This window comes from Mesorhizobium sp. P2_F5 (assembly GCF_056403715.1).
Genome location: NZ_JBFUEY010000001.1, coordinates 88,924 through 114,807, shown reverse-complemented (window position 1 = coordinate 114,807; position 25,884 = coordinate 88,924). Strand labels below are relative to the sequence as shown.

Genomic DNA, 25,884 nt, shown 5'->3' with positions numbered 1-25,884 from the left:
TCAGGCGACGACCCGCTTGCGCTGAATCAGCCGCTGCAGGAAGCGCCGCAGCGGCTCGTCATAGAGGCGCGTGGCAATGTCGGCGATGACGATGACTGCGACCGCCATGACGATGCCGAACCAGGGATGATGCGCGAACGGGTCGATCGCCGCGGCCTTGCCGGCGCCGGCGATGATCATCAGCATCGGCGTGTGGATGATGTAGATCGGGTAGGAAATCCGCCCCAGCCAGCCATAAAAGCCTGACAGGCGCGGCGCCGTCGGCGCTATGGCGCCCACCACCACCAGCGCCGGGAAGACGAACACGATGCAGGCTAGATCATAGGCGACGCGGGCGCCGCCGGCCGGCGCGATGGCGAAGACGAGGAGCGTCAGCCCGATCGCTGCCTCTACCCACCAGCCGCGCCGCAGGAAGCCGAGCCCGCTTTGGTAGCGCGCCATGGACCGGCAAAGCAGCACGCCGAGAAAGAACGAGAAACAGACGCGTGGCAGGCCGCTGATGATGGTCGAGCCGGTCATGCCGAAATCGAGCGTGCCGGCCACGATCGAGGCAAGCACCAGCAGCACAAGGCTGACGGCGATGAGAACTGTCAGCACGCGTTTCGTCAGCAGGAAGAAGACGGCGACATAGGCGATGTTGACGATCAGCTCGAAGAACAGCGACCACGACGCCGGATTGAGCGGAAAAATCGTGTGATAGGCATCGCTGACCAGCGGGATGAAGAACATGCCCGTCGTCAGCATGGTGCCGATCTCGGAGATCGGCATGTATTCCGCCGGGATCAGCCGGTTCTTGACCACGAGGTAGAAGAAGCCGAGCAACGTACCCGCGAGGTAAAGCGGGTAGAGGCGGATCAGGCGGATCGCCACGAACGTGCCGAAGCCCATGCCGTTTTCGATCTTGCGATCATAGGCATGCGCGATGACGAAGCCGCTGAGCAGGAAGAACAGGTCGACCGCGAGATAGCTCGACGGCAGCACCTTGCCGTCAGCCAGGAACGGCGAGAAGTGGTAGAGCATCACGCTGATCGCCGCCACGCCGCGGATGGCGTCGAGATTGAGGTAGACGTGGCGCGGGGCGGCGGGCTGCATTGTATGCCTTCAAGCGATCGAAACGGTCAAAGCAATTCCAGGAAAAGTGTGAGCGGTTTTCCGTCCGGAATTGCTTGCAAACAAAGAGCTGGATCGGTTCGCCGTCTTCTTGAAACGGTGAAACGATCCAGCCCGCCCGCGCCCTGGCGCGAACGAGCCGAAATTGTTCCTCCGCCTGCCTCGCGCTGACCTCGCCGAGCGGGCCTAGCGACAGGAACTACTGGCTGGCCATCGGCGCCAGCTTCACCTTGATGACGTCGCCCGGCAGCACCGGCGTATCTTCCTTGGCGTCGATCTCGCTGGTCTTGCCGTCGGTAACGCGCACCAGCGAATAGATGAGCGTCGGCTCTTCACTGTTGTTGGTGATGGCGGCGGTCGTGGCCGGGTCCGATGCCTGGGCCATCAGGCCCTTCTGCATGTTGACCCTGAGTGCCGCCTCGTTGAGGTCGGCTTCGACCTGCTGCCGGTCGGCGGCAAGGCTTGAACTCAACGTGTTCTGGGCGTCGATGGCGTCCTGCGTCGCCTTGCTGACCGACTGCTTGGCGGTGAGGATCGCTGTCTCATAGTCCAGGATCTTGCCTTGCAGGTCGGTAACCGATTGCTGCGAGGAAAGCAGGCGTGCGTTGGCGATCAGGCCCTTCTGCGCCAGCGGACCGATGCTGTCCGCCTGCTGTTGTGCCAGCTCGACCTGCTTCTGCTGGTTGACGATCTTTTTCTGCAGCGCGTCGATTTCCCCCTGCAGCACACCTTTCAGATCATCGAGCGCCTGCAGCTTCAGCTTCAGCGCTTTCTGGTCGGAGGTCAGGATCTGCATTTCGTCGGCGACGATGGTTGGCAAGCGCGGATCGCCCTCGACCTCCTTCGGCGCTTCGAAACTCGCCTGGCCGGCGAGATCGGCGTCGATGCGGGCGCGCCTGACGATCAGCCGGACGCGCTGGTCGTCATAAATGTCGAAATTGCCCTTGGCGGTCACCAGGTCCTTGCCGAGCTGCGAGCCAAAGTCGGAATTGCGCCTTATACCGCCGGCAATGCTGATCGCCTTCAGCACGGTCAGCTCGGGCACATAGGGGAATTGGCCAGGCGTCTGGATCTCGCCCGAGATGTAGAACGGCCGGAACTGCACCATTTCCACCGAGGCTTCCGGCTTGTCCGACAAGGCAAGCTTGCGCTGCAGGGCAACGCTGATGGCGGCCGCAATCTCCGACGTGGTCTTGCCGGCGGCCGGCAACTCGCCGACGAACGGCACCGACAAATTGCCGGCGGGACCGACCGAATATTCGCCGTTTACCGCCGACCAGTCACGGAACGTGCCTTCGACGGTCTGCCATTCGGCGACGCGGATGTTGAGCTTGTCCTGCGAGCCGAGCCGGTATTCGTCGGCCATGGCCGGAACCGTGAGCGACAGAGCGAGGCACGTGGCGACGAGCCCTGCGGGCCGCATCGGGCCGGCAAGGCGAAAATAGGCTGATATGTCTGTTTTCAACTGAACGTTTCCGATCCGCTTTGGCCCCATCCGCCCGATAGGCCTGCTGCCGAATGCTGACTGAGCACCGCGGCTGCAATGCAAGGCCGGCCCATCGCCGAATGGCTTTGGGCCGGATTGGCTTCGGGCCGGATTGGCCCGATTGCTGACCAGTTCCGGTCGGTCAGTAGGAACCGCGCGACATCCACACCGCAGGTACGGTCTTGAGGATGATGCGAACGTCTTCGAACAGCGACCAGTTCTCGACATAGTGGCGGTCGAACGCGACGCGGCTGTCATAGGAGACATCGTTGCGTCCGCTGACCTGCCAGAGCCCGGTCAGGCCCGGCCGCGACTTCAAATAGTAAACCGCGGCGCTGCCATAGATTTCAAGCTCGTCGCGCACCACGGGACGAGGCCCGACAAGGCTCATGTCACCCTGCAGGATGTTGATGATCTGCGGCAGCTCGTCGAGGCTGAGCTTGCGGAGAACGGCGCCGACGCGGGTGACGCGCGGATCGTTCTTCAGCTTGCGGGTCGCGATCCATTCGGCGTTGGCTTCCGGATTGGCCGCGAGATAAGCGGTCAGCACGCGTTCGCCGTCTTCGACCATGGTGCGGAACTTGAGGCAGGGGAAAATCCGCCCGCCGCGTCCGATTCGCTTGTGTCCGTAGAAGATCGAGCCACCGTCGGAAAGCTTGACCAGAAGAGCCACCATCAGGAACAGTGGGCTGAGCGCCACTAGGCCGACAAGTGAACCGAAAATATCGAAACTGCGCTTCAGCAGCCCGCCGATAGGTGGCGGAAAATCTACGCCGACCTGCGAAAATGTCGCATTGGCCGACTTGGCAACGTCCCTCATGCAAAGCTCCATACGTTGAACGGATGGTTTATGTCACGATACCAAAAAAATGCTGCAGCGCAACACACAATTTCCCATACGGGTGAAATAGTCACGTCATGAATTGACTAAATAATAAACGCTCCCTGCCCAAATTTTGCCCTTTATGGCAAGTTTGTGACGAATAATTAGCAACGTCAGGAAATGTAATGCCTTTTTTCGGCCAATTTTGGGCGAATCGTCCTTCACCGCAGAGGGAATGGCTTTAACTGATTTTCGAATCACTCGTTTTGCCAAATTATTCAAATAAAATACTAATCAACATTGTAGATTCTACTGAAGTAGGAATCGTTTGACGAGTTAGGCCACCACCCATGCGTGTGCATCGCAGCATGGCAGAGTCGAACGCGTTGGCAGACTGAAAATTATCGCAGGTTGCCCTTGCCGTCAGTTTCGCGCCTTAATAGAGTCGCAAATTATTCCTGTTAGAGTCTGGATGGGTTGGGAAGGCCGGAAGCAACCGGCCGAAAAAGAGCAGCTGAATAAGCTCGCATGGCGAATGGGGAGATACTCGGGTGGGTAAGTCATCGCTTTTGCATGCTCGGGCCGGTTGACGGGCCGCCGAACATGTCGTTACCAAAATTCGTCATTGGAATGGTCTTCGCCCTCGCGATCGTGGTCGCGTGGTCCTATGTCGACGGTGCGTCGCTCACCACAACGGTGCTTCGCGTCATCGGCTGCGCGGTTCTGATCCAGATCGGCTATTTCCTGCTGGTCTATGTGATGATCGCCAGGAGCGCGCCGACAACGGCCGACAGGGCTCGCGAAGCCGAAAGAAGCCTCGGCGCCGACAAGGCGGCTGAAGGCGAGAAGCTCTCGGCCAGGCGCAGCGTGCATTGAATAGTCTGAGGCCGCGACGTCGGCCTCGGATCATCTTGCAGCCGGACTCAGCTTGCTTCGGCCGGCTCCGGTTCCGATTGCTCGCCTGAAAGCATCCTGGACAGGCGGCTGCCGGCCTTTGCTTTCAATCTCTGATATTGCCCGACTTCGACGATCCGGCCGGTTTCGATCGCAACCACCCAGTCGGCGAAGGCGATCATCGACGGACGGTGCGCAATGGTCAGGATGGTCATCGATCCGCGCAAGCCGTCGATCGACTTGGCGATCAGGGACTGGTTCTGCCAGTCGAGCGCGCTGGTCGCCTCGTCGAGAATGAGCAGCAAGGGCTTGCGCAGCAGCGCACGCGCCAGCGCAATGCGCTGGCGTTCGCCGCCTGAGAGCCGCACGCCACGGTCGCCGACCACCGTGTCGAGCCGCAGTTCCAGTCTTTCGACAAAGTCAGCGCCATGCGCGGCGCGAAGTGCAGTCCACAGCTCCGCGTCACTGGCTTGTGGCGCGGCAAGCCGTAGATTGGCGGCGATCGTGTCGTGCAGCAGGAACACATCCTGCGGCACATAGGCCACCTGGTCACGCCAGTGCCGCCGGTTGGCAGCATTGATCTCGACGCCGTCGGCCAGGATCTTGCCTTCGCTGGGTTCCAGCAGGCCAAGCAGCATATCGGCAAGCGTGCTCTTGCCCGAGCCTGACGGGCCGATCAACGCCGTCACCTTGCCGGCGGGAAGACCGAAGGTGACGTCGCTCACCATAGGCTTGCCGCCGGCCTCATAGGCAAAGGAGACGTTGCGGATGTTGAGCCCGATATCGAGCGTCAGCTTGGCCGCGGATTCGGGATTCGCCGGTTCGCGCTCGGCGTCGAAACGCGCCTGCATGTCACGCATCGAGGCGTAGGCGGGCAGATTGATCAGCACCTGCTGCGCCTGCATCTGCATATCCATGAAGCGCGGCGCAATGCGCATGAACACCAGAAGCAGCACGACGATCTCGGCCAGAGAAAGATGAAAGCGGACCAGAGCGACATAGATGAACAGGCTGAGGCCGATGACGCTGGCGACCTGGAACAAAGCGGTGCCGATGGTGCTGTTGCGCACATAGTTGATGTTGTCGGCCTTCATCTTTTCCAGCGTCGCGCGAAGCTGCGCGTAGTAGGTCGCCTCGACGTTCAGGCTCTTGGCCACCTTGATGCCGCCGAGGAACTCCGAGACCGTGCGGTACTGCTCCTGGCGATTGCTGGTCAAAACCCGGCCGAAGGCGCTGGCCCGCGCGCGAAACGGCTGCAGGGCCAGGAAGGTAACGATGCCGACGACGATGGCGAACGCCGTCATGACGGGCGAAATGAACAGCGAAACCACGAGATAGCCAGCCAGAAGCACGGCGATCTGCACCAGCATCAGCAGCGAGAAAGCCGCCGACTGGACGCGGTCGATGTCGCCGGTCAGCGCGTGGTCGAGGTCGGAGCTGCGCATGCGCGCGAAAATCCCCCAACGCGCTTTGCCAATGCTCTCGAACAGGTTCATGCGCAGGCGGTTGATGAAGTCGAGCAGCAGCCGGGCCATGTAGACGGATTTGTAGCGATTGAACGCCGCCTGCAGCGCGACAAGCCCGACCAGCAGGCCAAGCACCGTCGTGAATTGCAGCGTCCCGTCAGGCGCCAGCCAGCGCACGAAATCGTTGTTCGGCAGTTTGACCGCAAAATTCTGCTCGGGCCGCCCGACCAGATGCAGCAGCGGCACCAGAAGCAGGATCGAGATGCCTTCGGTCAGGCTTCCCAGGATCAGAAACAGCAATGCCGTCAGCGTCCTGCGTCCGCCGATCCGGGCCATGGCCGCGCCAAGTCCGGCGACATCTAGGTAAAACGACAGCTGCAAGATCTTCGATACCGACATGCTCTGCTCACCGCGGCTCGTTGTCGGCTGCCAGATCGTTTTCGATCAGGGCGACGGCTTCGCCGATACGGTCGAGCCCGGTCGGCACTTCGAGGCGGCAGACGCCGATCTGGTTGGCCAGGGCCGCACACTGGCGAAGATGCGTCGCGGCAAAATCGCCGACCAGGGCCGGGCGGCCGAACCGCGTCACATAGGAGAATTTGATGAGGGCCGGCAGGGCACTGATGCTTGGCAGCGGCGTAATCGCTGCCTTGTCGCCGCGCTCGAGGATATAGATCCGTGTCGCCGGCACCGCATCGCCTGAGAATCCGCCATGTAGGCGATGCTGCAACTTGTCGATGGCCGCATGCACCTGCGGGCGTATCTCCGCCTGGATCGGGATGGCGGCGGCGGCATCGGCGGCGAGCTTCAACTGCGGAAAGCCCGGAACGATCATCGGTTGGCTGGCGAGATCGAGCGCCACGACATCATCGGTCAGCAAGCGATGGCCGTCACGGAGCATTGCGCTCGCCGTCGTCGATTTGCCGGCGCCCTTGTCGCCCATGAAAACAGCGCTCTTGCCGCCGACGGCAATGGCGCTGGCATGCAGGATGAGCAGGCCGCGCTGATGCAGGAGCAGCGCCATGACCGGACCGAGCAGCGGAAACGCCAGCAGCGCATCGTCCACATCAGGTGCCGGCTCCACCTTGATGCGGCAGGCGTCGGTTATCAGGAAGGCGCCGACCGTCTGCCATGCCAGATATTGCTGCCGCGGCTCGAAGCGGAAAGCAGTTCCGGTCTCGGGCGAGGGTTTTGGCAGATCGATCGCGCCGATGGTGATCAGCACATCGACAGCAGCCGGCGCGCTCGGCTCCAACTCGGGCAATTCGATCTGCGAAGCGATCGTCAGGCCATAAGCCTTGTAGAAGCGCTGCGCGCGAGCCTTGGGTTGACCGGCATCGGGGTTCGAATCGGCGGCGAGTGGCATGTTGGCCGGCATCATGCGTGGCTCCCGCGCAGTTGCACTTGCCTTAGCCACAGCGACAGCGCGATCGAGCGCCAGACATACTGAACATCGGGCAAGGTGGCCGCCTCCGGTTGCCGCGAGATCCGGCCATAGGCGGCGGTCACTTCGGGCAGGTTGACGTAAGGCGCGATCAGGGCCGCATCCGCCACCAGCACCTTGTCGAGGAGATCGCGATGATTGCCGAGCATGCCTTTGACCAGGTTGGAGGTGAAATCGATCTTGTCGCGCCGCCACTGCACCGCCGGCGGCAAAATTCCTTCCATGGCGCGGCGCAGCACCGAGCGGCCAAAACCCTGGTTCAGCTTTTCCGCGCCGGGCAGCGCCAGGCAGAACTCGACCAGCTGCTTGTCCCAGAAGGGGTAGCGCGGCTCGACGCCGAAATTGGCGGCAGCCTTGTCGAGAACCTCGAAAGCGTGCGGCACCATCCCGTTCGACAGCAGCCAGCGATGGGTCAAGGTCTCGCTGGCGCTGACCGCGGGCGGCATATAGCCGGCCCGGCGAAACCGCTCGACGAGGTCGGTGCGCATCGCCAGATCGGGATTGATCAGCCCGCGCCAGCTCGTCGCCGGCCGCCCAGTGGGACGGCGCCGCAATTTGTTGAGCGCGCGGTTTGCCAGTCGTTTGATTTTGGCAATACGCCAGGCCGGCCCGTAAAGGGTGAGGAACTGATAGTACAGGCCGAGCATGCCGTCGCCATAGGTGTTGGAAGCGCTGCGCAGTTCTCGCCACAGTTCCATCCATCTGCCGGCATCGGCGAGTTCATGCAGATGGCCGTGGCCCTGCGAAACCACCTCGTCGCCGCCATGACCGTCCAGCAGCACCTTCATGCCCTTGGCGCCGGCGGTCCTGTAGATATCGCGGGTCAGCGACAGGCCTGGCGCAAGGAACGTTTCTTCCTGCTCTTCCAGAATGCGCTCGAACTCGGCGAAGGGGGCGTAGTTGCCAACGCCGATGAGAGTGCCGTCGACCTTCTGCTGCGCCAGCACCGCCTCGATGAAGGGGCGCTCGTCCATTGGCGAACCCTTTTCGAACACCAGCGAGAAGGTCGGCAACCTCGGCTTTCGCTGCGCGGCATTCTGCAGCCCTGCGACGCAGGCGATGGAGGACGAATCGAGCCCTCCGCTCAGCATCGCACCGACCGCCGGCGTGCCGCGCATGCGGTTGCGCACCGATTGCGAAAACAGATGGCGGAATTCCTCGGCCGCGTCCGCGCGCGTCGGCCTTTGCGACGGCTCGATCTGCCAGTAGCGGCGCAACACCACCTGGTTGCCGGTCACCGTCAGGCTGTGGCGCGCCGGCAGGCGGAAGATATCGGCATAGGCTGTGGATTGCGGATCGTCGGGCAGCCCGGCGAGAAATCCGGAGATCTGGTGCTCGCTGATGCGCATGTCGACGCCGCCGACATCGAGGATCGGCCCGATCTCCGAGGCAAAGACAAAGCGCCGGTCGCTCGAATGGTAATAGAAGGGTTTGACGCCGAAATGGTCGCGCACGCAAAACAGCTGCTGGCGCTCGCCATCCCAGATGGCAAAGGCGAAGTCGCCTTGCAGATGTTCGGGGCAGGCTTCGCCCCAGCGCAGATAGGCGCGCATCAACAGCACCGCGTCGGCAACCGAACTGTCCCGGATGCCGAGCCTGGCCAGCAATTCGTCGCGATTGTCCAGCCGGCAGTCGGCGGTGATCGCAAGCTTGCCGCCGGCCATGGTCAGCGGGCCGGGGCCGGCTTCATCGGTGGTGTTGAGCCAGGCGTGGCCAAGAACGACGCTTGCGTCCATCCACCACGAACTGCCGTCGGGCGCGCGATGCTGCATGCGGGCAAGCATGCGCTGTATGTCGGCCGCAGCGGCGGGCTTGCCTTCCTGCCTGAGCAGAATTCCGGCGACGCCGCTCATCGGTCACTGGCCGTGGTCAACGAGATGGGTAAACCTGCCGAGCGAGCCGCCAAGCACGATGTGGTCGCCGCTGACCAGCCAGGCATGCGCCTTCAATTCAGCGCCGGTATCGCGCTCGATGCCGATGCGGATCTTCGAAGCGCTGCCCTGGCGGGCAAGCAGATATTGGCCCGAAAGCGCCTGGGTGAGGCAGGTGGCACCCGGCACCAGCCGGGCCGCGGCCGCAACGCCCCAGGCGACGCGCCTGAGATCGCCGATGCCGGCCGGCTCGTGCGCGTCGAGCCGCGTCACCACGCGGCGCACTTTGTTGTAGGAAAGCAGGGTAAGCCCCAACCGCACAGCGACGACCACCGCGAGGCAATGGGCGAGAAAGAGCATCTCCGGCCCGCTCAGCGAGAGAACTCTGGAGCAATTCCAGGGAAAGTGTGTGCGGTTTTCCCGTCCGGAATTGCGTGAAAACAAAGAGATAGAGCGGTTCGCCGTTTCTGTGAAACGGTGAAACGCTCTAGACAAGTTCCTCATCATGGAGCCTCGCAAGCCCGGCGTCCGCCAGGCCTTTCAACAAGCCGTCGACATCGGCCCGGCAGCGTTCGGGCGCGACATTGTAGCGCTCGAGCACGGCGCTGCGGATTTCTGCTATCGGCTTCGGCTCCTGGATCAGCTCCCAGATATAGGCCCCGACGCTGTTCAGGCTGTAATAGATGTTGGATCGCATATCGAGCAGCGCCAGGCCGTTGCCGAATTCGCAGGCCACGGCATCCTTGCTCGCGCTCACCCGATCATGCTCCGAGGGGTTCCAGTCCATCCTAAACCTCGCTCACACGACACCGCTTACAACACCAACGCTTCGGCAATTCCGGACAAGACGCGAGAGCCGGGGTTTGACCCCCGACTCCCCTTGGTGCGCTCTGTTTCAGAGTCCGGACTTTGTCACCCCAACGAGAAGAGTCTCAGGAGAAGGTGAGTTCGCCGACCGGCGTATGTGCCGGAAACGAGGCGTCGAGTGCCGTGGTGCCGCTACCGCCCTGCGTGATGGTCTCGATCGAGCCGTGGACCGTCAGGCTTGGGGTTTCGTACTCATGCTTTTCAACATTCTGTTCCATTTTACTCTCCACTTATGGACTGGAAGCGGCCTGTCGATTGCCGGCAGCGATCTATTGCTGCACCGCAATAGCTGCATGGCAGCATTTATGAGTCAAGCCTGATTTACCCGCCGTTAATCAATTCTCGGTTGCGGCCGCCTTCAATGGTGATCAAAACGCTTGCATCTGCACTTTAGCCGCTCATCCCGGAAGAATTCAACACGGTCTCCATGACACTTAATTAAGCAACTGATTTAATTACACTAAATTTTTCGCCTGTTATGCCTGCCTTTTAGGCGCAGCCACATTCGCAAAAAATTGCTGCAGGCGTGCCGGTGCCGGACCCAATTCCGGCTGCGTCTTGCACTCCGTTGCGCGATTGTATTGCTGAACGCCCAGGTTGTAGGACAATCGGCGCTAAGGAAAAACTGGACGCGGCAGATGATTTTGGCGATGCTTTGCTTCGCACTTGCAATATAATGCGCCTCACGAAATTTTTTGCGGAGATGCTGCAGCATATGGCCTTGCAGGAAGGGACCTTCGAGAGGTTGCGCACCGCCGGCTGCGCCGACGAAGTGGCCTATGTGCAGGCGTGCCTGCGGCTATTCTTCAATTCGGAGGCGAGCGCCAGCACCGCGCCTGCGCCGGCCATCTCCGTTGCCAATGTTTGCGACATCGCCAGGCTGAACAAGGTCGCGACCTTTGTCCTGAAGGCCTTGTCGCGCCCGCCCGTGGGCGAGACCCCGCCGGGGCTGCTCGAGTGGCTCGACACCTACCGCCGGCGCACGATCGCGATGAACTCGTCCGGCATTATGGATTCGATGGCCATCGACAAGGCGCTGCGCGACAGGCGGATCGATTTCGTCTTCCTGAAGGGACCGTTCCAACAGCGGCTGCTCTATGGCGACCACTTCATGAAGCCGTCCGGCGATGTCGACATATTGGTATCGCCGGCCGGGTTCTTCAAAGCCCGCGATGCGCTGCGCTCGATCGGCTATGAGGTCGCCGGCAAGTCCCGCTCCGTCTGGTGGGTGCGCTTTCTGGGCGAGCAGCACATGGTTCGCAGTCAGGGTCAGAAATCGTCCACTGTCGATCTCCATTACCGGCTGCAGCAGCCGGGATCGCCAAGCCCGCGCGACACGGACGGGTTCCTGCGTCGCAAGCGCGCGCTTGCGGTCGCCGGCTCCAGCGTGCCGTTCATCTCGGCTTCCGACACCTTGCTTTTGTCCTGCATCAGTGTCGCCAAGGCCTTGTTCAACCGCGAACCTTGCGCGGGCTATGTCTGCGACATCAGGGCCGCCGCCAGCCGCCTGAGCGAGGTGGAACAGCAGAGTGTGCTCGACTACGCGGCCGAGCAGGGGCTGGCCGACACGTTGCTGCTGGGCCTGCGCGCCGCCGACGTGCTGCTTGGCGGCGCCGGCACGCTGCTCTCGGATCGGGCCACCAAGATCCTGTCACGCATCGGCAATGAAGACCTGTTCCACATGGTCATCGCGCCGTGGCTGTCGTCGCTGAAGTGGCCGCAACGGCGCACCGTTTTGTGGGAACTGTGCGGTCGCGAACCTGTCCGCTACCTGACCGAGGCCGGCTGGGCCGCGTCCGCCGATCTCAGCCGACGGATTTTCGAACGGCCGGAAAGCCAGTGACGATGGCTATCGCAGAACGGCAGCAGGCAGAGACGGTTCCGTCCCGGTTGGGTGGCGACGGATCATGGGAGGATGGGTTGGGGCAGGGCAAAGTCAGCAACCATCTATGGAATTGAAAGGCGTCCCCATGTCCGTATCAGAATCCCAGGTCTGCGTGATCATCGCGGCCCGCAACGCGGCCCGGACCATTCCCGCGGCCATCGCCTCGGCGCTGCGCGAGCCGGAGGTGGCGGAAGTCGTCGTCGTCGACGATGCCTCCACCGACGACACCGCAAAAGTCGCCACTGCCGCCGATGATGGCAGCGGCCGGCTTTCGGTCATCCGCCATGACGTCAATCGTGGACCGTCCTTTGCCCGCAATGCCGCCATTGCCGGGTCGAAATCGCCCTTCATCAGCATTCTCGACGCCGACGATTTCTTCCTTGAGGGCCGGTTCCGCCAGCTGTTTGCCAGCGCCGATTGGGATTTCGCCGCCGACAACATCATGCTGATCCGCGACGATACGGCGACCGATGTCTCCAAGATCGTCGCCCCGACCTTTTCGGCTGACCCGGAATTCCTCGATTTCGAGCGTTTCATCGAGGGCAACATTTCAAGGCGGCGCGTACAGCGCGGCGAACTCGGCTTTCTCAAGCCGGTCATATCAAGGGCTTTCCTTGAAAGGCATGGGCTGCGCTATGACGAAAATCTGCGTCTGGGCGAAGACTACGAACTCTATGCCCGCGCCTTTGCCCGCGGTGCGCGCTTCAAGGTCATCCGGTCCTGCGGCTATGGCGCCATCGTGCGCGCCGATTCGCTGAGCGGCCGGCACAAAACGCAGGATCTGAAGCGCCTGGCCGATGCCGATCTGGCGCTGCTGAAGATCGATAGTCTGCCCGAGAGGTCGAAGGCCGTGCTGCGCAAGCACGAGCGGCATGTGCGGGATAAATACCGGCTGCGCAATTTCCTCGATGTGAAGGCCGAGCGCGGCATGGCGTCGGCCGCCGCCTATGCGCTCGCCAGCCAGTCGAACCTCATTCCCATCGTTCGTGGCGTGGCCGCAGACAAGCTCGATGCGTTGTTTCGCCACGCCGGTCTGTCGCCGCGGCAGCAGCCCATGCCGCCCTTGCGCTTCCTCATGGCCGGCACCAACACGGCGGCGGAAAAGTAGGCTCCCTCAGCTCGAACCGGCGGCAGCGAGGCTGAAAAAATTACCTTTCCGAAACTCGGAGGTTGCCTACGCGCTCCGACGATGGCACTGTATGTTGCGGTGCAGCAATTTTGGAAGGCCAACCGAATGGCTTCGATTTTCGGCTTCAGGTCGAGAGACCCGGCCCGGGACAAGCAGACCGATCTGGCGCGTTTCGACCGTCTGGCAAAGCTGCTGGATCAGATCACGGCCGAGATTGCGGCTGAGAGAACCGGGCTGGAGAATCGCTATCGGTCGAAATCCACCAATGCGGCCTTCCTGGTCGAGTCGATGGAGAATGGCTCGGCGTCGGCGAGCAAGCAGTCTGAGGTCGGCGAGTTGACGAAATCGATCCTGAATTGCGAACAGCGCATCGCCGAATTGGTGCGCCAGACCAGCCGGATGAAGGAACTGCGTCATTCACTCGACGCGATCGTCGACGAGAATGGCAAGGGTTCTGATTCGCAGGCCGAATACGTCAAATCCGCAGACCGCTTCGGCTGAAGCTGGTCATACGAGGCACAAACAAGAAAAGTTCGAGGGACGGAGGATCGGGATCGGCCCGTTGGGATGTGGGCCAGTCGGTGACTTTGGGTTGGGGCGGAACAGCACAAAGGTGAATTGATATGAACGCAGATCCGAAGACGACCCTCGTCGTGGCAGTCGATGCCATGATTTCGGCGCAGCCAAATCGGCAAATGCGTCTTCTCTCCGTTGTCGCGCTTCTGCTGGCGGCGGCCGCAGCTCTTTTCGGCGCCGCGCAGCGCGCGCGCGCCCAGGACGCTTCCCCAGAGATGCAAAGCGCCCCGTCCTTCGTCGACGATTTCAAAAGTTTCGATCGCTCGCGCTGGTATGTCTCCGACGGCTGGTCGAACGGCAATCACCAGAACTGCACCTGGTCGAAGAGCCTGGTCAAACTTTCCGACAACATGCTGACGCTCGGCTTCGAAAAGCGCAAACTGAAGGACCGCGAGTTCGCCTGCGCCGAGATCCAGACCAAGCAGCGCTTTGGCTACGGAACCTATGAGGCGCGGATGAAGACCGACACCGGCTCCGGTCTCAACGCTGCGTTCTTCACCTATATCGGCCCTGCCGACAAACAGCCCTGGTACGAGATCGACTTCGAGGTCCTGACCAAGGACACCTCAAAGGTGCAGGTCAACAGCTACATCGCCGGCAAGCCCAAGAACGAGAAGCTGGCAGAAGTCGAAGGCGGCACCGACAAGGGCTTCAACGACTATGCCTTCATCTGGGAAAAGGACCGGCTGCGCTGGTACGTCAACGGCAAACTGGTCCAGGAAGTCACCAATCCCGAGCAATTGCCGACCCATTCGCAGAAGATATTCTTCAGCCTCTGGGGCAGTGACACGCTGAAAAACTGGATGGGCGCCTTTTCGGATCCCGGCCGTCAGGTGTCGATGCAGGTACAGCGCGTCGCCTTCACCGCGCTCGGCCAGCCATGCCAGTTTCCGGAATCGCTGGCATGTAGTGTAAGCAGCATAAAGTAGATCTGAACCGGCTCGGCCATATCAGGCCAAAGGGCGTGAACAGGAATTAACCCGAATGAATTTGACGGTCTTTGGAATTGGCTATGTCGGTCTCGTGCAGGCCGCGGTGCTGGCGGAAGTCGGGCACCAGGTGGTGTGCGTCGATGTCGACGAAAAGAAAGTCGAGCGGCTCAACCAGGGCCTGGTGCCGATTTTCGAGCCGGGACTGGAGGCCTTGGTCAAGGAGAACCACGCCGCCGGCCGCATCAAGTTCACCACCGACGCCGCGGCCGGCGTCAAGCATGGCGAGATTCAGATGATCGCGGTCGGCACGCCGCCCGGCGAGGACGGCTCGGCCGACCTCAAATATGTGCTGGCGGTGGCCGAGACCATCGGCCGCGAGATGGACTCGCCCAAGATCGTCGTTGGCAAGTCGACCGTGCCGGTCGGCACCTGCGAAAAGGTGAAAGCCAAAATCGCTGAGACGCTGAAGGCGCGCGGACGTGAGGATCTGGCTTTCGACGTCGCCTCCAATCCGGAATTCCTCAAGGAAGGTTCCGCCGTCTCGGACTGCATGAAGCCGGACCGCATCATCGTCGGCACCAACAGCGAGGACACCGAGGCGGTGATGCGCGAGCTTTACGCGCCGTTCAACCGCAACCACGAGAAGATGATCGTGATGGACGTGCGCAGCGCCGAATTCACCAAATACGCCGCCAACTGCATGCTGGCGACCAAGATCTCTTTCATGAACGAGATGGCCAATCTGGCCGAGGAACTCGGTGCCGACATCGAGGAGGTGCGCAAGGGTATCGGCTCGGATCCGCGCATCGGCTACCACTTCATCTATCCCGGCCTCGGCTATGGCGGCTCGTGCTTCCCCAAGGACGTGCGCGCGCTGATCAAGACCGCAGAAGGCGTCAAGTTCGACGCCAAGCTGCTGCGCGCCGTCGAGGAGCGCAACAACGCGCAGAAATCGGTGCTGTTCGACAAGGTGAACCGCTACTTCAAGGGCAACCTCAAGGGCAAGACTTTCGCGCTCTGGGGCCTCGCCTTCAAGCCCAACACCGACGACATGCGCGAAGCACCGGCGCGCGTCCTGATGGAAGCGCTGTGGCAGGCCGGCGCCAAGGTGCAGGCCTATGATCCCGAGGCGATGCAGGAATGCCAGGCCATCTACGGCCTGCGCGACGATCTACTGTTGTGCGGCACCAAGGAGGCGGCGCTGCGCGGCGCCGACGCGCTGCTGATCGCCACCGAGTGGAAGAGTTTCCGCGCCCCTTCCTTCGACGCGGTGAAGGATGCGCTGACCACGCCGGTCATCTTCGACGGCCGCAACCTCTACGACCCCAAGGTCATCGCCCGCCACGGTATCGAATATTTTTCGATTGGCAGGATGGCGGCGTGAAGACAGGCGGCGAAAACAGATTGACCGACCGGTTGGGCCTCTACGAGCGAAAACGAGGCCGCCGGTTGAATGCGTCGGTCGTGAAAGAAGGCAGGATCTGATGGTGCTGGACGTCAAGCCCGAGCAAATCGCCAACGAGCATTTCGATCTCGTCGCGATCGGTTCCGGTTTCGGATCGGCCTTCTTTCTGCATGCCTTCGCCCAGCGCCGCAAGGCGCGCATCCTGGTGCTGGAATGGGGCCGCCACAATACGCATGAATGGCAGCTCCAGCAGAACGCCAACACCGACATAGATGACGAGACCACCTACAAGACCGACAATGCCGACAAGCCGTGGAACTACACGATCGGGCTCGGCGGCGGCACCAATTGCTGGTTTGCGCAGACGCCGCGATTCCACCCCAACGACTTCCGCCTGAAAAGCCTCTACGGCATCGGCAATGACTGGCCGATCTCCTATGACGAGCTCGAGCCGTTCTACTGCGAGGCGGAGGAGGTCATGTCGATTTCGGGCGACCCCGACATGGCGACGATGCTGCCGCGCTCGAAACCGTTTCCGCAGCCGCCGCATCGCATGTCGACGCCGGACCGGATGATGAAGGCGGCGCAGCCGGGCCAGCATTTCGTCATGCCGACCGCACGCGCCCGGGTGCCGACGTCACAGCGCACATCGTGCTGCGCCAATCTGCGTTGCTGGCTCTGTCCGGCCGATGCGAAATTCACCGTCAACAACGGCCTCCTGCACGTCTTCGAGCATCCCGACGTGTCGGTCTGCCTCGGCGCCGAAGTGCGGCGGCTCGATCATGTCGGCGGTTCCGTGCGTTCGGTGACGTTCATGCATGACGGCAAGGAATACACGGTCAGCGGCGACCTGTTCGTGCTCGGCGCCAATGCCATCCAGAGCCCGGCGATCATGCTGCGCTCCGGACTGGGCGGCGAGTTCGTCGGCCTTGGCCTGCACGAATCCTACGGCTGGAATTTCGAGGTCTATCTCGACGGCATCGACAATTTCGACGGCTCCACCATCACCACCGGATTGAACTTCGGCCTCTATGACGGCCCGCACAGGGCGGAGCACGGGGCGGCGCTCGTCTATTTCGAAAACCGCTGGCAGCACGGCATGCGGGCGGAGAAGGGACGGCTGCGGCAGACATTGCCGATCGTCATGGTGACGGAGAACCTGCTCGACCCGGAAAATCTCGTCGTCCTCGACAAGGACGAGAACGCCTTCGTCTCCTTCAAGGGGGCGTCCGACTACGCCGTCAAGGGTATGGCGAAAGCGCTGGACAAACTGCCGGCGCTGCTCGGCCCTCTGCCGGTGGAACGGATCTTCGACCGCGGCATCCGGCCAACCGAATCGCATGTCCAGGGCACGTTGCGAATGGGCACGGGTCCGGCCGATTCGGTCATCGATCGCGACATGATCCACCACCAGGTGAGGAACCTGGTCGTCGTCGGCACCAGCTCTTATCCGAGCTGTTCCTGCGTCAATCCGAGCCTGACAGCGGCAGCGCTCTCCTTGCGTGCGGCAAGCCGGATAGCGGCATGAAAGGAGCTGCCGGAATGACGAAGATATCACGACGTGCAGCACTGGCCTTCGTCGCCGGCGGGGTCGCCTCGACCGGTATCGCCTATGCCGCCGTGTCCTCCTTCTCGGATGAGGATCTGGTCCTGATCACGCTCGAAAAATATCTGGGCCCGCTGAACATACGCGCCGAGCATCTGCAGCAGTTCGTGCTGGAATTTCAAAACCGCAATCCCTGGATATTCCCGGGCGGAAACCTCGGCGACGCCGTCACCCTGCTCGAGACGGCAAAACTGGGTCAGGCACGCCAGCTGCTGCCGCGGGAGAAAAGGCGCTACCTCAGGCATTTCGACCGCTTTGTGCTGGCCGAATTCCACGTGCTGACCGACTACGCCTGGCGCAGCTCGCCGAACGATCCGATCCGCTTCACCGGGTGGCAGTCATGCACCAATCCATTCGCCAATCTGGAACCGCCAAAGGTCGCGTAAGCCCGGCAACAGCGTTGCTGTTGCCGTCCAGAATAACGACAAGGAACCTAGTCCGATGAAAGTGCTTTTCGCAGGAGGCAGCGGCTATCCGCCCGAATTCAGCGGCGGCGTCCAGTCCAGCACGCACCATCTGGCCGAGCAGTTGCTCGAACATGGCCACGAAGCCTCGGTGCTGGCCGCGCTATTCGGCGACGGCATGTTCGGCCTCAAGGCGCGCGCCAAGATGAAGTTCTTGCGGCAGCGCGGCGCCATCGATTCCCACCTCGGCTATCCCGTCGTGCGGGCCTGGTATCCCTGGGAGGCGGCCGGCTTTGCCGTCAAGAAGCTCAAGCCGGATGTCGCCGTGGTCCAGTGCCACAACTCGGTTCCGATCGGCAAGGCGCTGCAGGCCGAGGGTGTGCCGCTGGTCGTCTATCTCAGGAATGTCGAATTCCACGAACTGGCCGGCGACCTGCGCGAACTGGATTCGGCGCTTTACATCGCCAATTCCGAATTCACTGCGCGCACCTACAAGGAAAAATTCGGCATCGATGCCACCGTCATTCCGCCGATGATCAACCCGGCGCATTACGCGACGCCGACGACCGGCGAATTCGTCACGCTGATCAATCCCTATGAGGAAAAAGGCTTCGACCTCGCGGTGCGCATTGCCGGCGCCTGCCCCGAAATCCCGTTCCTGTTCGTCGAAAGCTGGAAGCTGGAAGACGACCATCGCGCCCGCATCGAGGCGACCATCGCGTCGCTCGGCAATGTCACGCTGGAAAACCGCACCAGCGATATGAAAACCGTCTATGGCCGCACCAGGATTCTGCTGGCTCCCTCAAAGTGGGAAGAGGCCTGGGGCAGGGTAGCGTCGGAGGCCCATTGCAGCGGCATTCCGGTGGTCGGTTCGCGCCGCGGCGGCCTGCCCGAAGCGATCGGCTCCGGCGGCGTGGTGCTGGACTATGACGCGCCGCTCGCCGACTGGGCAGCGGCGGTCAGGCGGCTGTGGAACGACGCTGAGGAATACAAGCGGATATCAGCGGCAGCGCGGACCTTCTCGGAGCGGCCGGCGCTCAACCCCGAAGCCCAGTTCGCGACCTTCTTCTCGCTGATCGACCAGGCGGCGCAACAGAGGCCGCGCCGAGCCGCGTAGCACGCTGTGTCGACGGACTTTAGGCTGGCCGCTTGACCCGATTCTTCAACGTCTCGTAGCCGCGCTCGCCCAGCAGCGTGCGCGCCGCCTTCTTGACCACCGACTTGCGCCCCTCGGGCGAATTGATCTGGCGCAGCCTAGCCGGCAGGTTGCGCGCCGCTTGCTCCAGCGCTGGCAGCGACAGCGTGTCGGGGAAGCTGACGATGTTGGTTTCGACACACAGCACCGGTTTGCCCGACAGCTTCGCGATCTTGAGCGCCTGCTCATGCTCGCTCTCGATGAACAGGATGGCATTCGACTTGCGGTAGAACTCGGCCTTGAAGCTGCCATGCGCGCCGAGCCTTTGCCGCTCCGCCTTGCTCGGCAGGTCGAGCATGATCAGATGATCGTATTTGATCTCGTGTTTGGCCAGCCAGGCTTCGGTCAGCTTGCGGTATTTTTCCAGCCGGCTGGTGACCAGCCAGCCGATCTTGCGGGTCGGTCCGAGCAGCGTCCGCGCCTCGGCCAGGAATTTCTCGTAGATCGGCCCGTCGTCGTTTTCTTCCTCGGTCGGGTCGAGACAGAGAACGCCGTCAATGTCGACGCAGCATTGCTCGAGGAAGATGTGATGCATGAAATTCCACTGGAACATCCGGGGATGCGGCACGACCTCGAGGACGATGTCCGTTTCCTGATGCTCCGGCTGCAACCCGAACACCGCGGCGTAGACGAAATCGCCCTGGATGCCGGCGGCAGCGATCTTGTTGCGGGCATCGCGTATCGCATTGCCGCCGGCGATGCTGTCGTCGATCACCAGGATCTTGCGCATCTCCGCATGCTGCCGGTCGAGCGCGGCGCGCCGCTTGGTGATGCCCGACGTGTAGATCCTGCCGGCGAGAAAACTGTCGAGATCGGTCATCGGAATGTTGGCCGTCAGGCTGACCAGCGTCGCCGCGAGAATACCGCTCCTGGGCACGCCAACCACCAGGTCGATGTCGCGCGGCAACCGGTGCAGATTGCGCAGGATGGCGTCGTTCATGTCGGAGATCGATCGGTAATTCATGCTGTTAGCCCTCAAATCGACGCGTGACCGGCATGGTCACTTCGCCTCGCTGGGTGCCGGGGCAAAACCCCGTGCGGGTATCAATTTCACCGCCTCCCGGAGCGCCTCGCGGCCGGCGCCGAACACAAGCGAGACGAGAATGGTGATGGCGTAGGCGAGCACTGCTCCTCCGGCCAGCGCGATGACCGGCTGCGCGGGCAGCAGCGGCTTGGCGAACCACACGGCGGCCAGCGCCAGATGCGCGCCAAGCACGAAAGGCGCTGCCGCGTACAGGACATGGCGCGCCTGCAAGGGGCCGCTTTTGCCGACATAGAGCCACAGGAACGGCGTCCGCAGATATTCGCTGACCGCGTAGGCGACCGCGACGCCGAACGCGCCATAGGGCAGGCCGATGGCGAAGGCGATCACCGATGTCACCGCCGTGACGATGCCCCAGCGCATGAAGTCGCCGGAGCGGCCCTGGCTGACGAAAAGCCATCCCGCCGGGTTGTTGAGCGGCTGCAACAGCCCGGCAAAGCCGAGCGCCAGAAAGATCGAGGCGCTTGCACGCCACTGTTCGCCGAGCACGAAGGGGATGAGCACGTCGGACATTGCGGTGGCGAAGGCAACGCCCGGCAACGCTACCAAGAGGATCAGCGGCATGACGCGCAGGTAGGCGCTGCGATAGCGGTCGGGCTCGTCCTTCAGCCTGGACAGAGCTGGCACCATCACCTTCGACAGCGGATTGGTGATCTGGCTCAGCGGAAATAGAAGCAGTTTGTAGGCGCGGTCATAGAGGCCGAGTTGGGCTTCGCCCCAATATTTGCCGATCAGCACATTGTCGAGGTTGCGGGCAAAGAAGTTAGCGAAGTTGAAGCCGGTAATGCCGGCGCCGAAATTGATCAGCGTCCTGATGCCGTCGACCTTGCGCGGCAGGCCGGGGCGCCATTGCGAGCTTGCCCAGTAGCAAACCGTCGGCAGCACGGCGCCTGTCAGCGTACCGGCAAACAGCGCCCAATAGGAGCGGTCGATGAAGGTCCAGGCGATCGAGACGGCGAGCCCAATGACGGCGCTTGCCACATCGATTGCCGCCAGCCGGGCAAACTGCATGCGGCGTGTTAACAGCGCCAGATGCTGGGCGCCGAGCCCATAGGCCATGATCTGCAGCCCGAACGCGGCCACCAGGCCCGTCACCCTCGGTTCGCCATAGAATGCGGCCACCAGCGGCGCTGCCCCGGCGAGCACGCAGGCCAGCACCGCACTGACGGCGACATTGACCCAGAAGAGGTAGTTGACCTCTTCGTGCTTGATGCCGGTCTTCTGGATCGTTGCCTGGGTCAGGCCGAAATCCTGGAACAGCGCGATGAAGGCGAGCACCGGCGCGCACATCGCCACCACGCCGAAATCCTGCGGCGACAGAAGCCGCGACAGCACGATAACGGAGACGATCTGCGTTGCGACCCGGACGCTTTGCGCCATGGCGGTAACGACAGCGCCGCGTCCGACCGATTTGCGCAGTGAGCCCTCGGGCGGATCGAATGCACTGGTTTCCAAATTCAGGATTCCTGATTTTACGCCGGTCCGACATCGTCATGACCGGCGCCCGCCGCCATCAACAAACTACAGCAATACGTTTTTGCAGTGCAACAAAAAACGTGCACGCATTGCTACGGCGCACCAAAAATGTTGCGATGCAGCAAAAGCTGGGTTAGCATTCCCTTGGGTGGGCCAACAGCGGTCGAGTTTTCATGCTGCATGTCTTGTACCTTGTGCACGACGTTTCCGACCCGGCAGTGCGCCGGCGGATCATAATGCTCAGGGCAGGCGGCGCGCGGGTCACATTGGCCGGCTTCCGTCGGACCACAAATGCTGTTCCCGACGTCGAGGGGCTGCAGCCGATCGACCTTGGCGCGACGCGTGACGGCCGATTCGGCCAGCGCCTGGCGGCGGTCGCCAAGGCGGCGCTGTCGATAGGCTCGAAGCTCGCAACAATGCCGAAGCCCGACCTCATTATCGCCCGCAATCTGGAAATGCTGGCGCTGGCCAGGCGTGCCAAGGCCGCCTTTCGCGGCGGCGTGCCGATCGTCTACGAATGCCTCGACATCCACCGCCTGGTGCTGCGCAACGACATGCTGGGCAAGGCGTTGCGCACCGCCGAGCGCTATCTCGCGCGCGACGTGAAGCTTCTGGTGACCAGCTCACCGGCCTTCATCGCCAATTATTTCAAGCCGTTCGGGCAAGTCGCGGCCCCGGTGGAGCTGGTCGAAAACAAATATTTCGAAACCACGGCGATCGCCGTGGACGACCGGCTGAAGGCCGAAAACTCTGTCGCGCCGCCATGGCGCATCGGCTGGTTCGGCGCGCTGCGCTGCCGCCGCTCGCTGGAACTTCTGGCCGATTTCACCCGCCGCCAGGGCGGGCGCTTCGAGGTCATCCTCAGGGGCCGTCCGGCACTGTCCGAATTCCCGGATTTCCATGCCTTTGTCGAAGCCGAGCCCTATCTCTCTTTCCGCGGCCCCTACCGCAACCCGGAAGACATGGCGGCAATCTACGGTGAAGTGCATTTTTCCTGGGCCATCGACTTCTTCGAGGAAGGGCAGAATTCGGAATGGCTGCTGCCCAACCGTCTTTATGAGGGCTGCCGCTTCGGCGCCGTGCCGATCTCGATGGGCAATACCGAGACTGGGCGATTCCTGAACCAGCAGGACATCGGCGTCCTGCTCTCCGAAGCCACGCCCGAGACGCTGGAAACCACGCTTGGCCGCATGGACCAGGAGCGCTTTGGCAAGGCCAAGGCGCGCGTGCTGGCCCGCAATCCGAGGACGTGGAGCTACGACCGCAGCGACTGCCGGGCCTTTGTCGACAGGCTGCGCGGTCTGGCGGCTTCACCCGGCTCCTTCGTCACCGAGGCACTGGCTTAGGGATGGTCGGAGATGGGAAAAGTGCACAGCATGGGAAGACACCGATGACGCAAACCGGAGCGCTTCCGCCAAGCCTGATCGTCATTCCCTGCCTCAACGAGGCGGCGCATATCGGTGCGCTGCTCGATCAGCTCAGGCCAGCCTCTCTAAGGCTCGGCGCCCGCATCGTCGTTGCCGATGGCGGCAGTACCGACGGCACTTTGGCCATTGTCGAGGCGATTGCCGCTCAGGATCCTCAAATCATCCTGCTACACAACCCAAAGCGCATTCAGAGTGCGGCCATCAACCTCGCTGTCGCCAGCTTCGGCGCCGGCGCCGAATATCTCATTCGCATTGACGCCCATGGTGGCTATCCCGCCGATTACTGCGACAGGCTGGTCGAGGAGGCGCTGGCCACGGGTGCTGATTCGGTCGTCGTCTCGATGCTGACCAGCGGCAGTGGCGCGGTGCAGAAAGCGGTCGCTGCGGCGCAGAATTCCAAGCTGGGCACCGGCGGCTCCAAGCACCGGCACCTTTCGGCCGGCGAATGGGTCGACCATGGCCATCACGCGCTGATCCGGATTTCGGCCTTCACGGCTGTGGGCGGCTATGACGAGACCTTCAGCCACAATGAGGATGCCGAGCTCGACTACCGGCTGCGTCAGGCCGGCTACCGCATCTGGATGAGCGGCAAGACGCAGATGGTCTATTATCCGCGCTCCTCGCTGAAGGGCCTGTATTTCCAGTATCTCGGCTATGGCCGCGGCCGCGCCAAGAACGTCCTCAAGCATCGCATGATCCCGAAGGTACGGCAGATGATCCCGCTGCTGGTGGCGCCGGTGGTCCTTCTTGCGGCATTTTCCTTCATCCACTGGCTGGCGGCGGTGCCGCTGCTGGTCTGGGCCTCGGTCTGTCTGGGCTATGGCGTGTGGACCGCCATTAGCCAACGCAATCCCAACAATGTGCTGGCCGGCATTTCGGCGATGGTCATGCATTTCGGCTGGTCGGTCGGGTTTTGGCTGCAACTGCTCGGGGCGCGATCGCAGCGCAAGGTGGCGTGATGAGCATGGCCAGGGATCGCCGCATCGACATCTGCGTCTGCACGTTCCGACGGTCGGAACTGGCCGACACGCTGCGCTCGCTCGCTGCCATGAATATGCCTGCCGGCTTCGGCATCGGCGTCATCGTCGCCGACAATGACGACGAGCCGACCGCCGAGACACTGGTGACCGAACTGGCGCGGGAGTTGAAGCTGCTGGTCCGCTACCGGCATGCCCCGGCGCGCAACATCTCGGTCGCGCGCAACGCCTGTCTTGACGCCAGCACGGCGGATTTTGTCGCCTTCATCGACGATGATGAGACGGCCTCCGCGCAATGGCTGGCCGAACTGATTGCTATCGCCGAGTCAAGCGGCGCCGAGGCCGTGCTCGGTCCGGTTAGGGCGCTCTATCGCCCGGACGCGCCGGACTGGATGCGCAAGGGCGATTTCCATTCGACCTTGCCGGTCTGGGTGCAGGGCGATATCCGCACCGGCTATACCTGCAACGTCCTTTTGAGGATGAGCGCCGACAGCCTGCGTGACCGGCGTTTCAGCCTGGCGCGCGGCCAGAGCGGCGGCGAGGATACCGAATTCTTCGATCGCATGGTCAAAGCAGGCGGCCGCATCGCCTTCGCACCGAAGGCCTGGGTCGAGGAAGTGGTGCCGCGTTCGCGGGCCGCATTCGACTGGCTGCGCCGCCGCCGCTTCCGCTTCGGCCAGACGCATGGCCACCTCATCGGCCAAGATGCCGGTGCTGTCCGACGCGCGAAGGAGGTCGGCCTTGCCTCGGCCAAGGCCGCCTACTGCTTCGGCATGGCGGCGCTGACCGCGATCAGCCCGGTCCGCCGCAACCGCAGCATGCTGCGCGGCATCATGCATGTCGGCGTCGTCAGCGGCCTGGTCGGTATCAGCGAAATTCGCCAGTACGGCCTGCCTTCCCCACAGCAAGGAGGCAAGCGTGCAGCCTGACGTCTCCTTTGTCATCGCCGCCTACAATGCCGCGGCCACGCTCGACCGGGCGATCGTCAGTGCCATCGCCCAGCGCGATGTCAGCGTTGAAATCATCGTCGTCGACGACCAGTCGCGCGACAACACGCTCGACGTCGCGAGAGCCTATCCCGAAGATGTCGTCAAAGTGATTGCGCTGCCGGCAAATCGCGGCCCTGGCGGCGCCAGGAATGCCGGGCTCGAGCTGGCTTCCGGCCGCTGGATCGCGGTGCTCGATTCGGACGATGCCGTCCTTCCCGGGCGGCTCGGCGCGATGATCGCACGGGCGGAGAAAGCGGGCGCTGTCATCGCCGTCGACAATCTCCAGGTGGTGCGCGAGGACGGCGTCGCCGAAGCGACGATGTTTCCCGCCGACTATCTGGAAGGCCTGCGTGAAATCACGCTCGCCGACTACATCGCCGGTAACATCGTTTTCGAATCCACGTTCAATCTTGGCTATCTCAAGCCGATCTTCCAGCGCCGCTTCCTGACCGAAAACGGGCTCCGCTATGATGAAAATCTGAGCATAGGCGAGGACTACATCCTGCTCGCCAATGCGCTGGCCAAGGGCGGCAAATGCGTGGTCGAGCCGACGACCGGTTATATCTACCACATCCGCACGGGCTCGATCTCGCGTGTGCTCGAGCTTCACCATGTCGAGGCGATGCGCAAGGCCGATGCAGTCTTCGCCGAGACCAATTCCATGGACGCGGCTGCCGCGGCCGCCTTCGCCAGGCGCGCCCGCAGCCTGCGCAAGGCGGCATCATTCCTGTCGCTGGTCCAGCACATCAAGGCGCGCTCGCCGTTGAAGGCGATACGCACTGCGCTAAGTGATCCGGCGGCTGTCAGGCATATGTCGATGCCGATCGCCGTCCGGCTCAAGAGGGTGGCGGCACAGTTTGCCGTGGGGACGGGGAGATGA

At 62.5% G+C, this 25,884-nt stretch carries 24 protein-coding genes; 13 read left to right on the top strand and 11 right to left on the bottom strand.

The window, feature by feature from the left end; translation table 11 throughout:
- The 3 genes from AC1DYO_RS00535 to AC1DYO_RS00525 all read right to left on the bottom strand — a co-directional run bounded on the left by AC1DYO_RS00535 (nt 1) and on the right by AC1DYO_RS00525 (nt 3,416).
- The gene (locus tag AC1DYO_RS00535) at nt 1-1,092 is read right to left on the bottom strand and encodes an acyltransferase family protein (RefSeq protein WP_477259284.1); all 1,092 of its coding nucleotides are present in this window, start codon (nt 1,090-1,092) and stop codon (nt 1-3) included.
- A gap of 217 nt (nt 1,093-1,309) precedes the next feature.
- The gene (locus AC1DYO_RS00530) at nt 1,310-2,533 is read right to left on the bottom strand and encodes a polysaccharide biosynthesis/export family protein (RefSeq protein WP_477259864.1); all 1,224 of its coding nucleotides are present in this window, start codon (nt 2,531-2,533) and stop codon (nt 1,310-1,312) included.
- A gap of 205 nt (nt 2,534-2,738) precedes the next feature.
- Nucleotides 2,739-3,416, bottom strand: coding sequence for a sugar transferase (locus AC1DYO_RS00525; RefSeq protein ID WP_477259282.1), 678 nt, complete (start codon nt 3,414-3,416; stop codon nt 2,739-2,741).
- Between the two features lie 606 nt (nt 3,417-4,022).
- Here AC1DYO_RS00525 and AC1DYO_RS00520 point away from each other — a divergent pair.
- Complete coding sequence (locus tag AC1DYO_RS00520; protein ID WP_477259280.1) at nt 4,023-4,295, top strand: exopolysaccharide production repressor exox; 273 nt, start codon at nt 4,023-4,025, stop codon at nt 4,293-4,295.
- 47 nt (nt 4,296-4,342) lie between these two features.
- Here AC1DYO_RS00520 and AC1DYO_RS00515 read toward each other — a convergent pair whose 3' ends face one another.
- From AC1DYO_RS00515 to AC1DYO_RS00490, 6 genes are all read right to left on the bottom strand, one after another.
- On the bottom strand, nt 4,343-6,178 hold the full coding sequence (locus tag AC1DYO_RS00515) for an ABC transporter ATP-binding protein (protein WP_477259278.1): 1,836 nt from the start codon (nt 6,176-6,178) through the stop codon (nt 4,343-4,345).
- A 7-nt stretch (nt 6,179-6,185) separates the two neighbouring features.
- A complete protein-coding gene (locus AC1DYO_RS00510; RefSeq protein ID WP_477259276.1) occupies nt 6,186-7,160 on the bottom strand; it encodes a phosphoenolpyruvate carboxykinase (ATP) in 975 nt (324 codons plus the stop codon).
- Nucleotides 7,157-9,076, bottom strand: coding sequence for a lasso peptide isopeptide bond-forming cyclase (locus AC1DYO_RS00505; protein WP_477259274.1), 1,920 nt, complete (start codon nt 9,074-9,076; stop codon nt 7,157-7,159). The genes AC1DYO_RS00510 and AC1DYO_RS00505 overlap by 4 nt, the downstream gene beginning before the upstream one ends.
- A 3-nt stretch (nt 9,077-9,079) precedes the next feature.
- Nucleotides 9,080-9,454 carry a lasso peptide biosynthesis B2 protein gene (locus tag AC1DYO_RS00500; RefSeq protein WP_477259272.1) on the bottom strand — a complete coding sequence of 125 codons (375 nt, stop codon included), beginning with the start codon at nt 9,452-9,454 and terminating at the stop codon, nt 9,080-9,082.
- A 127-nt stretch (nt 9,455-9,581) separates the two neighbouring features.
- On the bottom strand, nt 9,582-9,851 hold the full coding sequence (locus AC1DYO_RS00495; RefSeq protein WP_477259270.1) for a PqqD family protein: 270 nt from the start codon (nt 9,849-9,851) through the stop codon (nt 9,582-9,584).
- 175 nt (nt 9,852-10,026) lie between these two features.
- Nucleotides 10,027-10,179: a lasso RiPP family leader peptide-containing protein gene (locus tag AC1DYO_RS00490; protein WP_023684233.1), complete on the bottom strand. Its 153-nt coding sequence runs from the start codon at nt 10,177-10,179 to the stop codon at nt 10,027-10,029.
- A 497-nt stretch (nt 10,180-10,676) separates the two neighbouring features.
- Between AC1DYO_RS00490 and AC1DYO_RS00485 the strand changes: the two genes are divergently transcribed.
- The 8 genes from AC1DYO_RS00485 (at nt 10,677) to AC1DYO_RS00450 (ending at nt 19,015) form a co-directional block, all read left to right on the top strand.
- Nucleotides 10,677-11,804 carry a nucleotidyltransferase family protein gene (locus AC1DYO_RS00485; protein WP_477259862.1) on the top strand — a complete coding sequence of 376 codons (1,128 nt, stop codon included), beginning with the start codon at nt 10,677-10,679 and terminating at the stop codon, nt 11,802-11,804.
- Between the two features lie 127 nt (nt 11,805-11,931).
- The gene (locus AC1DYO_RS00480; RefSeq protein WP_477259268.1) at nt 11,932-12,954 is read left to right on the top strand and encodes a glycosyltransferase family 2 protein; all 1,023 of its coding nucleotides are present in this window, start codon (nt 11,932-11,934) and stop codon (nt 12,952-12,954) included.
- A gap of 126 nt (nt 12,955-13,080) precedes the next feature.
- Nucleotides 13,081-13,476, top strand: coding sequence for a hypothetical protein (locus AC1DYO_RS00475; RefSeq protein WP_477259266.1), 396 nt, complete (start codon nt 13,081-13,083; stop codon nt 13,474-13,476).
- Between the two features lie 122 nt (nt 13,477-13,598).
- On the top strand, nt 13,599-14,480 hold the full coding sequence (gene exoK, locus AC1DYO_RS00470) for an endo-1,3-1,4-beta-glycanase ExoK (protein WP_477259264.1): 882 nt from the start codon (nt 13,599-13,601) through the stop codon (nt 14,478-14,480).
- 55 nt (nt 14,481-14,535) lie between these two features.
- Entirely contained in the window at nt 14,536-15,867 is a 1,332-nt protein-coding gene (locus AC1DYO_RS00465) for a UDP-glucose dehydrogenase family protein (protein ID WP_477259262.1), read from the top strand.
- A gap of 100 nt (nt 15,868-15,967) precedes the next feature.
- The gene (locus AC1DYO_RS00460) at nt 15,968-17,416 is read left to right on the top strand and encodes a GMC oxidoreductase (RefSeq protein ID WP_477259260.1); all 1,449 of its coding nucleotides are present in this window, start codon (nt 15,968-15,970) and stop codon (nt 17,414-17,416) included.
- A gap of 14 nt (nt 17,417-17,430) precedes the next feature.
- Entirely contained in the window at nt 17,431-17,880 is a 450-nt protein-coding gene (locus tag AC1DYO_RS00455; protein WP_477259258.1) for a hypothetical protein, read from the top strand.
- A gap of 55 nt (nt 17,881-17,935) precedes the next feature.
- Complete coding sequence (locus AC1DYO_RS00450) at nt 17,936-19,015, top strand: glycosyltransferase (RefSeq protein ID WP_477259256.1); 1,080 nt, start codon at nt 17,936-17,938, stop codon at nt 19,013-19,015.
- Between the two features lie 19 nt (nt 19,016-19,034).
- Here the strand turns inward: AC1DYO_RS00450 and AC1DYO_RS00445 are convergent, their stop codons facing one another.
- Nucleotides 19,035-20,057, bottom strand: a complete 1,023-nt coding sequence (locus AC1DYO_RS00445) for a phosphoribosyltransferase (RefSeq protein ID WP_477259254.1) — start codon at nt 20,055-20,057, stop codon at nt 19,035-19,037.
- 36 nt (nt 20,058-20,093) lie between these two features.
- Nucleotides 20,094-21,590: a lipopolysaccharide biosynthesis protein gene (locus AC1DYO_RS00440; protein WP_477259252.1), complete on the bottom strand. Its 1,497-nt coding sequence runs from the start codon at nt 21,588-21,590 to the stop codon at nt 20,094-20,096.
- Nucleotides 21,591-21,784: 194 nt separating this feature from the next.
- Here AC1DYO_RS00440 and AC1DYO_RS00435 point away from each other — a divergent pair, with 194 nt between their 5' ends.
- The 4 genes from AC1DYO_RS00435 to AC1DYO_RS00420 are packed head-to-tail and all read left to right on the top strand — an operon-like array spanning nt 21,785 to nt 25,884.
- Complete coding sequence (locus tag AC1DYO_RS00435; protein ID WP_477259250.1) at nt 21,785-22,957, top strand: glycosyltransferase; 1,173 nt, start codon at nt 21,785-21,787, stop codon at nt 22,955-22,957.
- Between the two features lie 44 nt (nt 22,958-23,001).
- Nucleotides 23,002-23,997 carry a glycosyltransferase family 2 protein gene (locus tag AC1DYO_RS00430; protein ID WP_477259249.1) on the top strand — a complete coding sequence of 332 codons (996 nt, stop codon included), beginning with the start codon at nt 23,002-23,004 and terminating at the stop codon, nt 23,995-23,997.
- On the top strand, nt 23,997-24,944 hold the full coding sequence (locus tag AC1DYO_RS00425) for a glycosyltransferase family 2 protein (RefSeq protein WP_477259247.1): 948 nt from the start codon (nt 23,997-23,999) through the stop codon (nt 24,942-24,944). The genes AC1DYO_RS00430 and AC1DYO_RS00425 overlap by 1 nt, the downstream gene beginning before the upstream one ends.
- Nucleotides 24,934-25,884, top strand: a complete 951-nt coding sequence (locus AC1DYO_RS00420) for a glycosyltransferase family 2 protein (RefSeq protein WP_477259245.1) — start codon at nt 24,934-24,936, stop codon at nt 25,882-25,884. The genes AC1DYO_RS00425 and AC1DYO_RS00420 overlap by 11 nt, the downstream gene beginning before the upstream one ends.

Bases quoted from the DNA above. Each gene is read 5' to 3' on its own strand.
- AC1DYO_RS00535 (WP_477259284.1), bottom strand. From the start codon at position 1,092: ATGCAGCCCGCCGCCCCGCGCCACGTCTACCTCAATCTCGACGCCATC.
- AC1DYO_RS00530 (WP_477259864.1), bottom strand. From the start codon at position 2,533: ATGCGGCCCGCAGGGCTCGTCGCCACGTGCCTCGCTCTGTCGCTCACG.
- AC1DYO_RS00525 (WP_477259282.1), bottom strand. From the start codon at position 3,416: ATGAGGGACGTTGCCAAGTCGGCCAATGCGACATTTTCGCAGGTCGGC.
- AC1DYO_RS00520 (WP_477259280.1), top strand. From the start codon at position 4,023: ATGTCGTTACCAAAATTCGTCATTGGAATGGTCTTCGCCCTCGCGATC.
- AC1DYO_RS00515 (WP_477259278.1), bottom strand. From the start codon at position 6,178: ATGTCGGTATCGAAGATCTTGCAGCTGTCGTTTTACCTAGATGTCGCC.
- AC1DYO_RS00510 (WP_477259276.1), bottom strand. From the start codon at position 7,160: ATGATGCCGGCCAACATGCCACTCGCCGCCGATTCGAACCCCGATGCC.
- AC1DYO_RS00505 (WP_477259274.1), bottom strand. From the start codon at position 9,076: ATGAGCGGCGTCGCCGGAATTCTGCTCAGGCAGGAAGGCAAGCCCGCC.
- AC1DYO_RS00500 (WP_477259272.1), bottom strand. From the start codon at position 9,454: ATGCTCTTTCTCGCCCATTGCCTCGCGGTGGTCGTCGCTGTGCGGTTG.
- AC1DYO_RS00490 (WP_023684233.1), bottom strand. From the start codon at position 10,179: ATGGAACAGAATGTTGAAAAGCATGAGTACGAAACCCCAAGCCTGACG.
- AC1DYO_RS00485 (WP_477259862.1), top strand. From the start codon at position 10,677: ATGGCCTTGCAGGAAGGGACCTTCGAGAGGTTGCGCACCGCCGGCTGC.
- AC1DYO_RS00480 (WP_477259268.1), top strand. From the start codon at position 11,932: ATGTCCGTATCAGAATCCCAGGTCTGCGTGATCATCGCGGCCCGCAAC.
- AC1DYO_RS00475 (WP_477259266.1), top strand. From the start codon at position 13,081: ATGGCTTCGATTTTCGGCTTCAGGTCGAGAGACCCGGCCCGGGACAAG.
- exoK (WP_477259264.1), top strand. From the start codon at position 13,599: ATGAACGCAGATCCGAAGACGACCCTCGTCGTGGCAGTCGATGCCATG.
- AC1DYO_RS00465 (WP_477259262.1), top strand. From the start codon at position 14,536: ATGAATTTGACGGTCTTTGGAATTGGCTATGTCGGTCTCGTGCAGGCC.
- AC1DYO_RS00460 (WP_477259260.1), top strand. From the start codon at position 15,968: ATGGTGCTGGACGTCAAGCCCGAGCAAATCGCCAACGAGCATTTCGAT.
- AC1DYO_RS00455 (WP_477259258.1), top strand. From the start codon at position 17,431: ATGACGAAGATATCACGACGTGCAGCACTGGCCTTCGTCGCCGGCGGG.
- AC1DYO_RS00450 (WP_477259256.1), top strand. From the start codon at position 17,936: ATGAAAGTGCTTTTCGCAGGAGGCAGCGGCTATCCGCCCGAATTCAGC.
- AC1DYO_RS00445 (WP_477259254.1), bottom strand. From the start codon at position 20,057: ATGAATTACCGATCGATCTCCGACATGAACGACGCCATCCTGCGCAAT.
- AC1DYO_RS00435 (WP_477259250.1), top strand. From the start codon at position 21,785: ATGCTGCATGTCTTGTACCTTGTGCACGACGTTTCCGACCCGGCAGTG.
- AC1DYO_RS00430 (WP_477259249.1), top strand. From the start codon at position 23,002: ATGACGCAAACCGGAGCGCTTCCGCCAAGCCTGATCGTCATTCCCTGC.
- AC1DYO_RS00425 (WP_477259247.1), top strand. From the start codon at position 23,997: ATGAGCATGGCCAGGGATCGCCGCATCGACATCTGCGTCTGCACGTTC.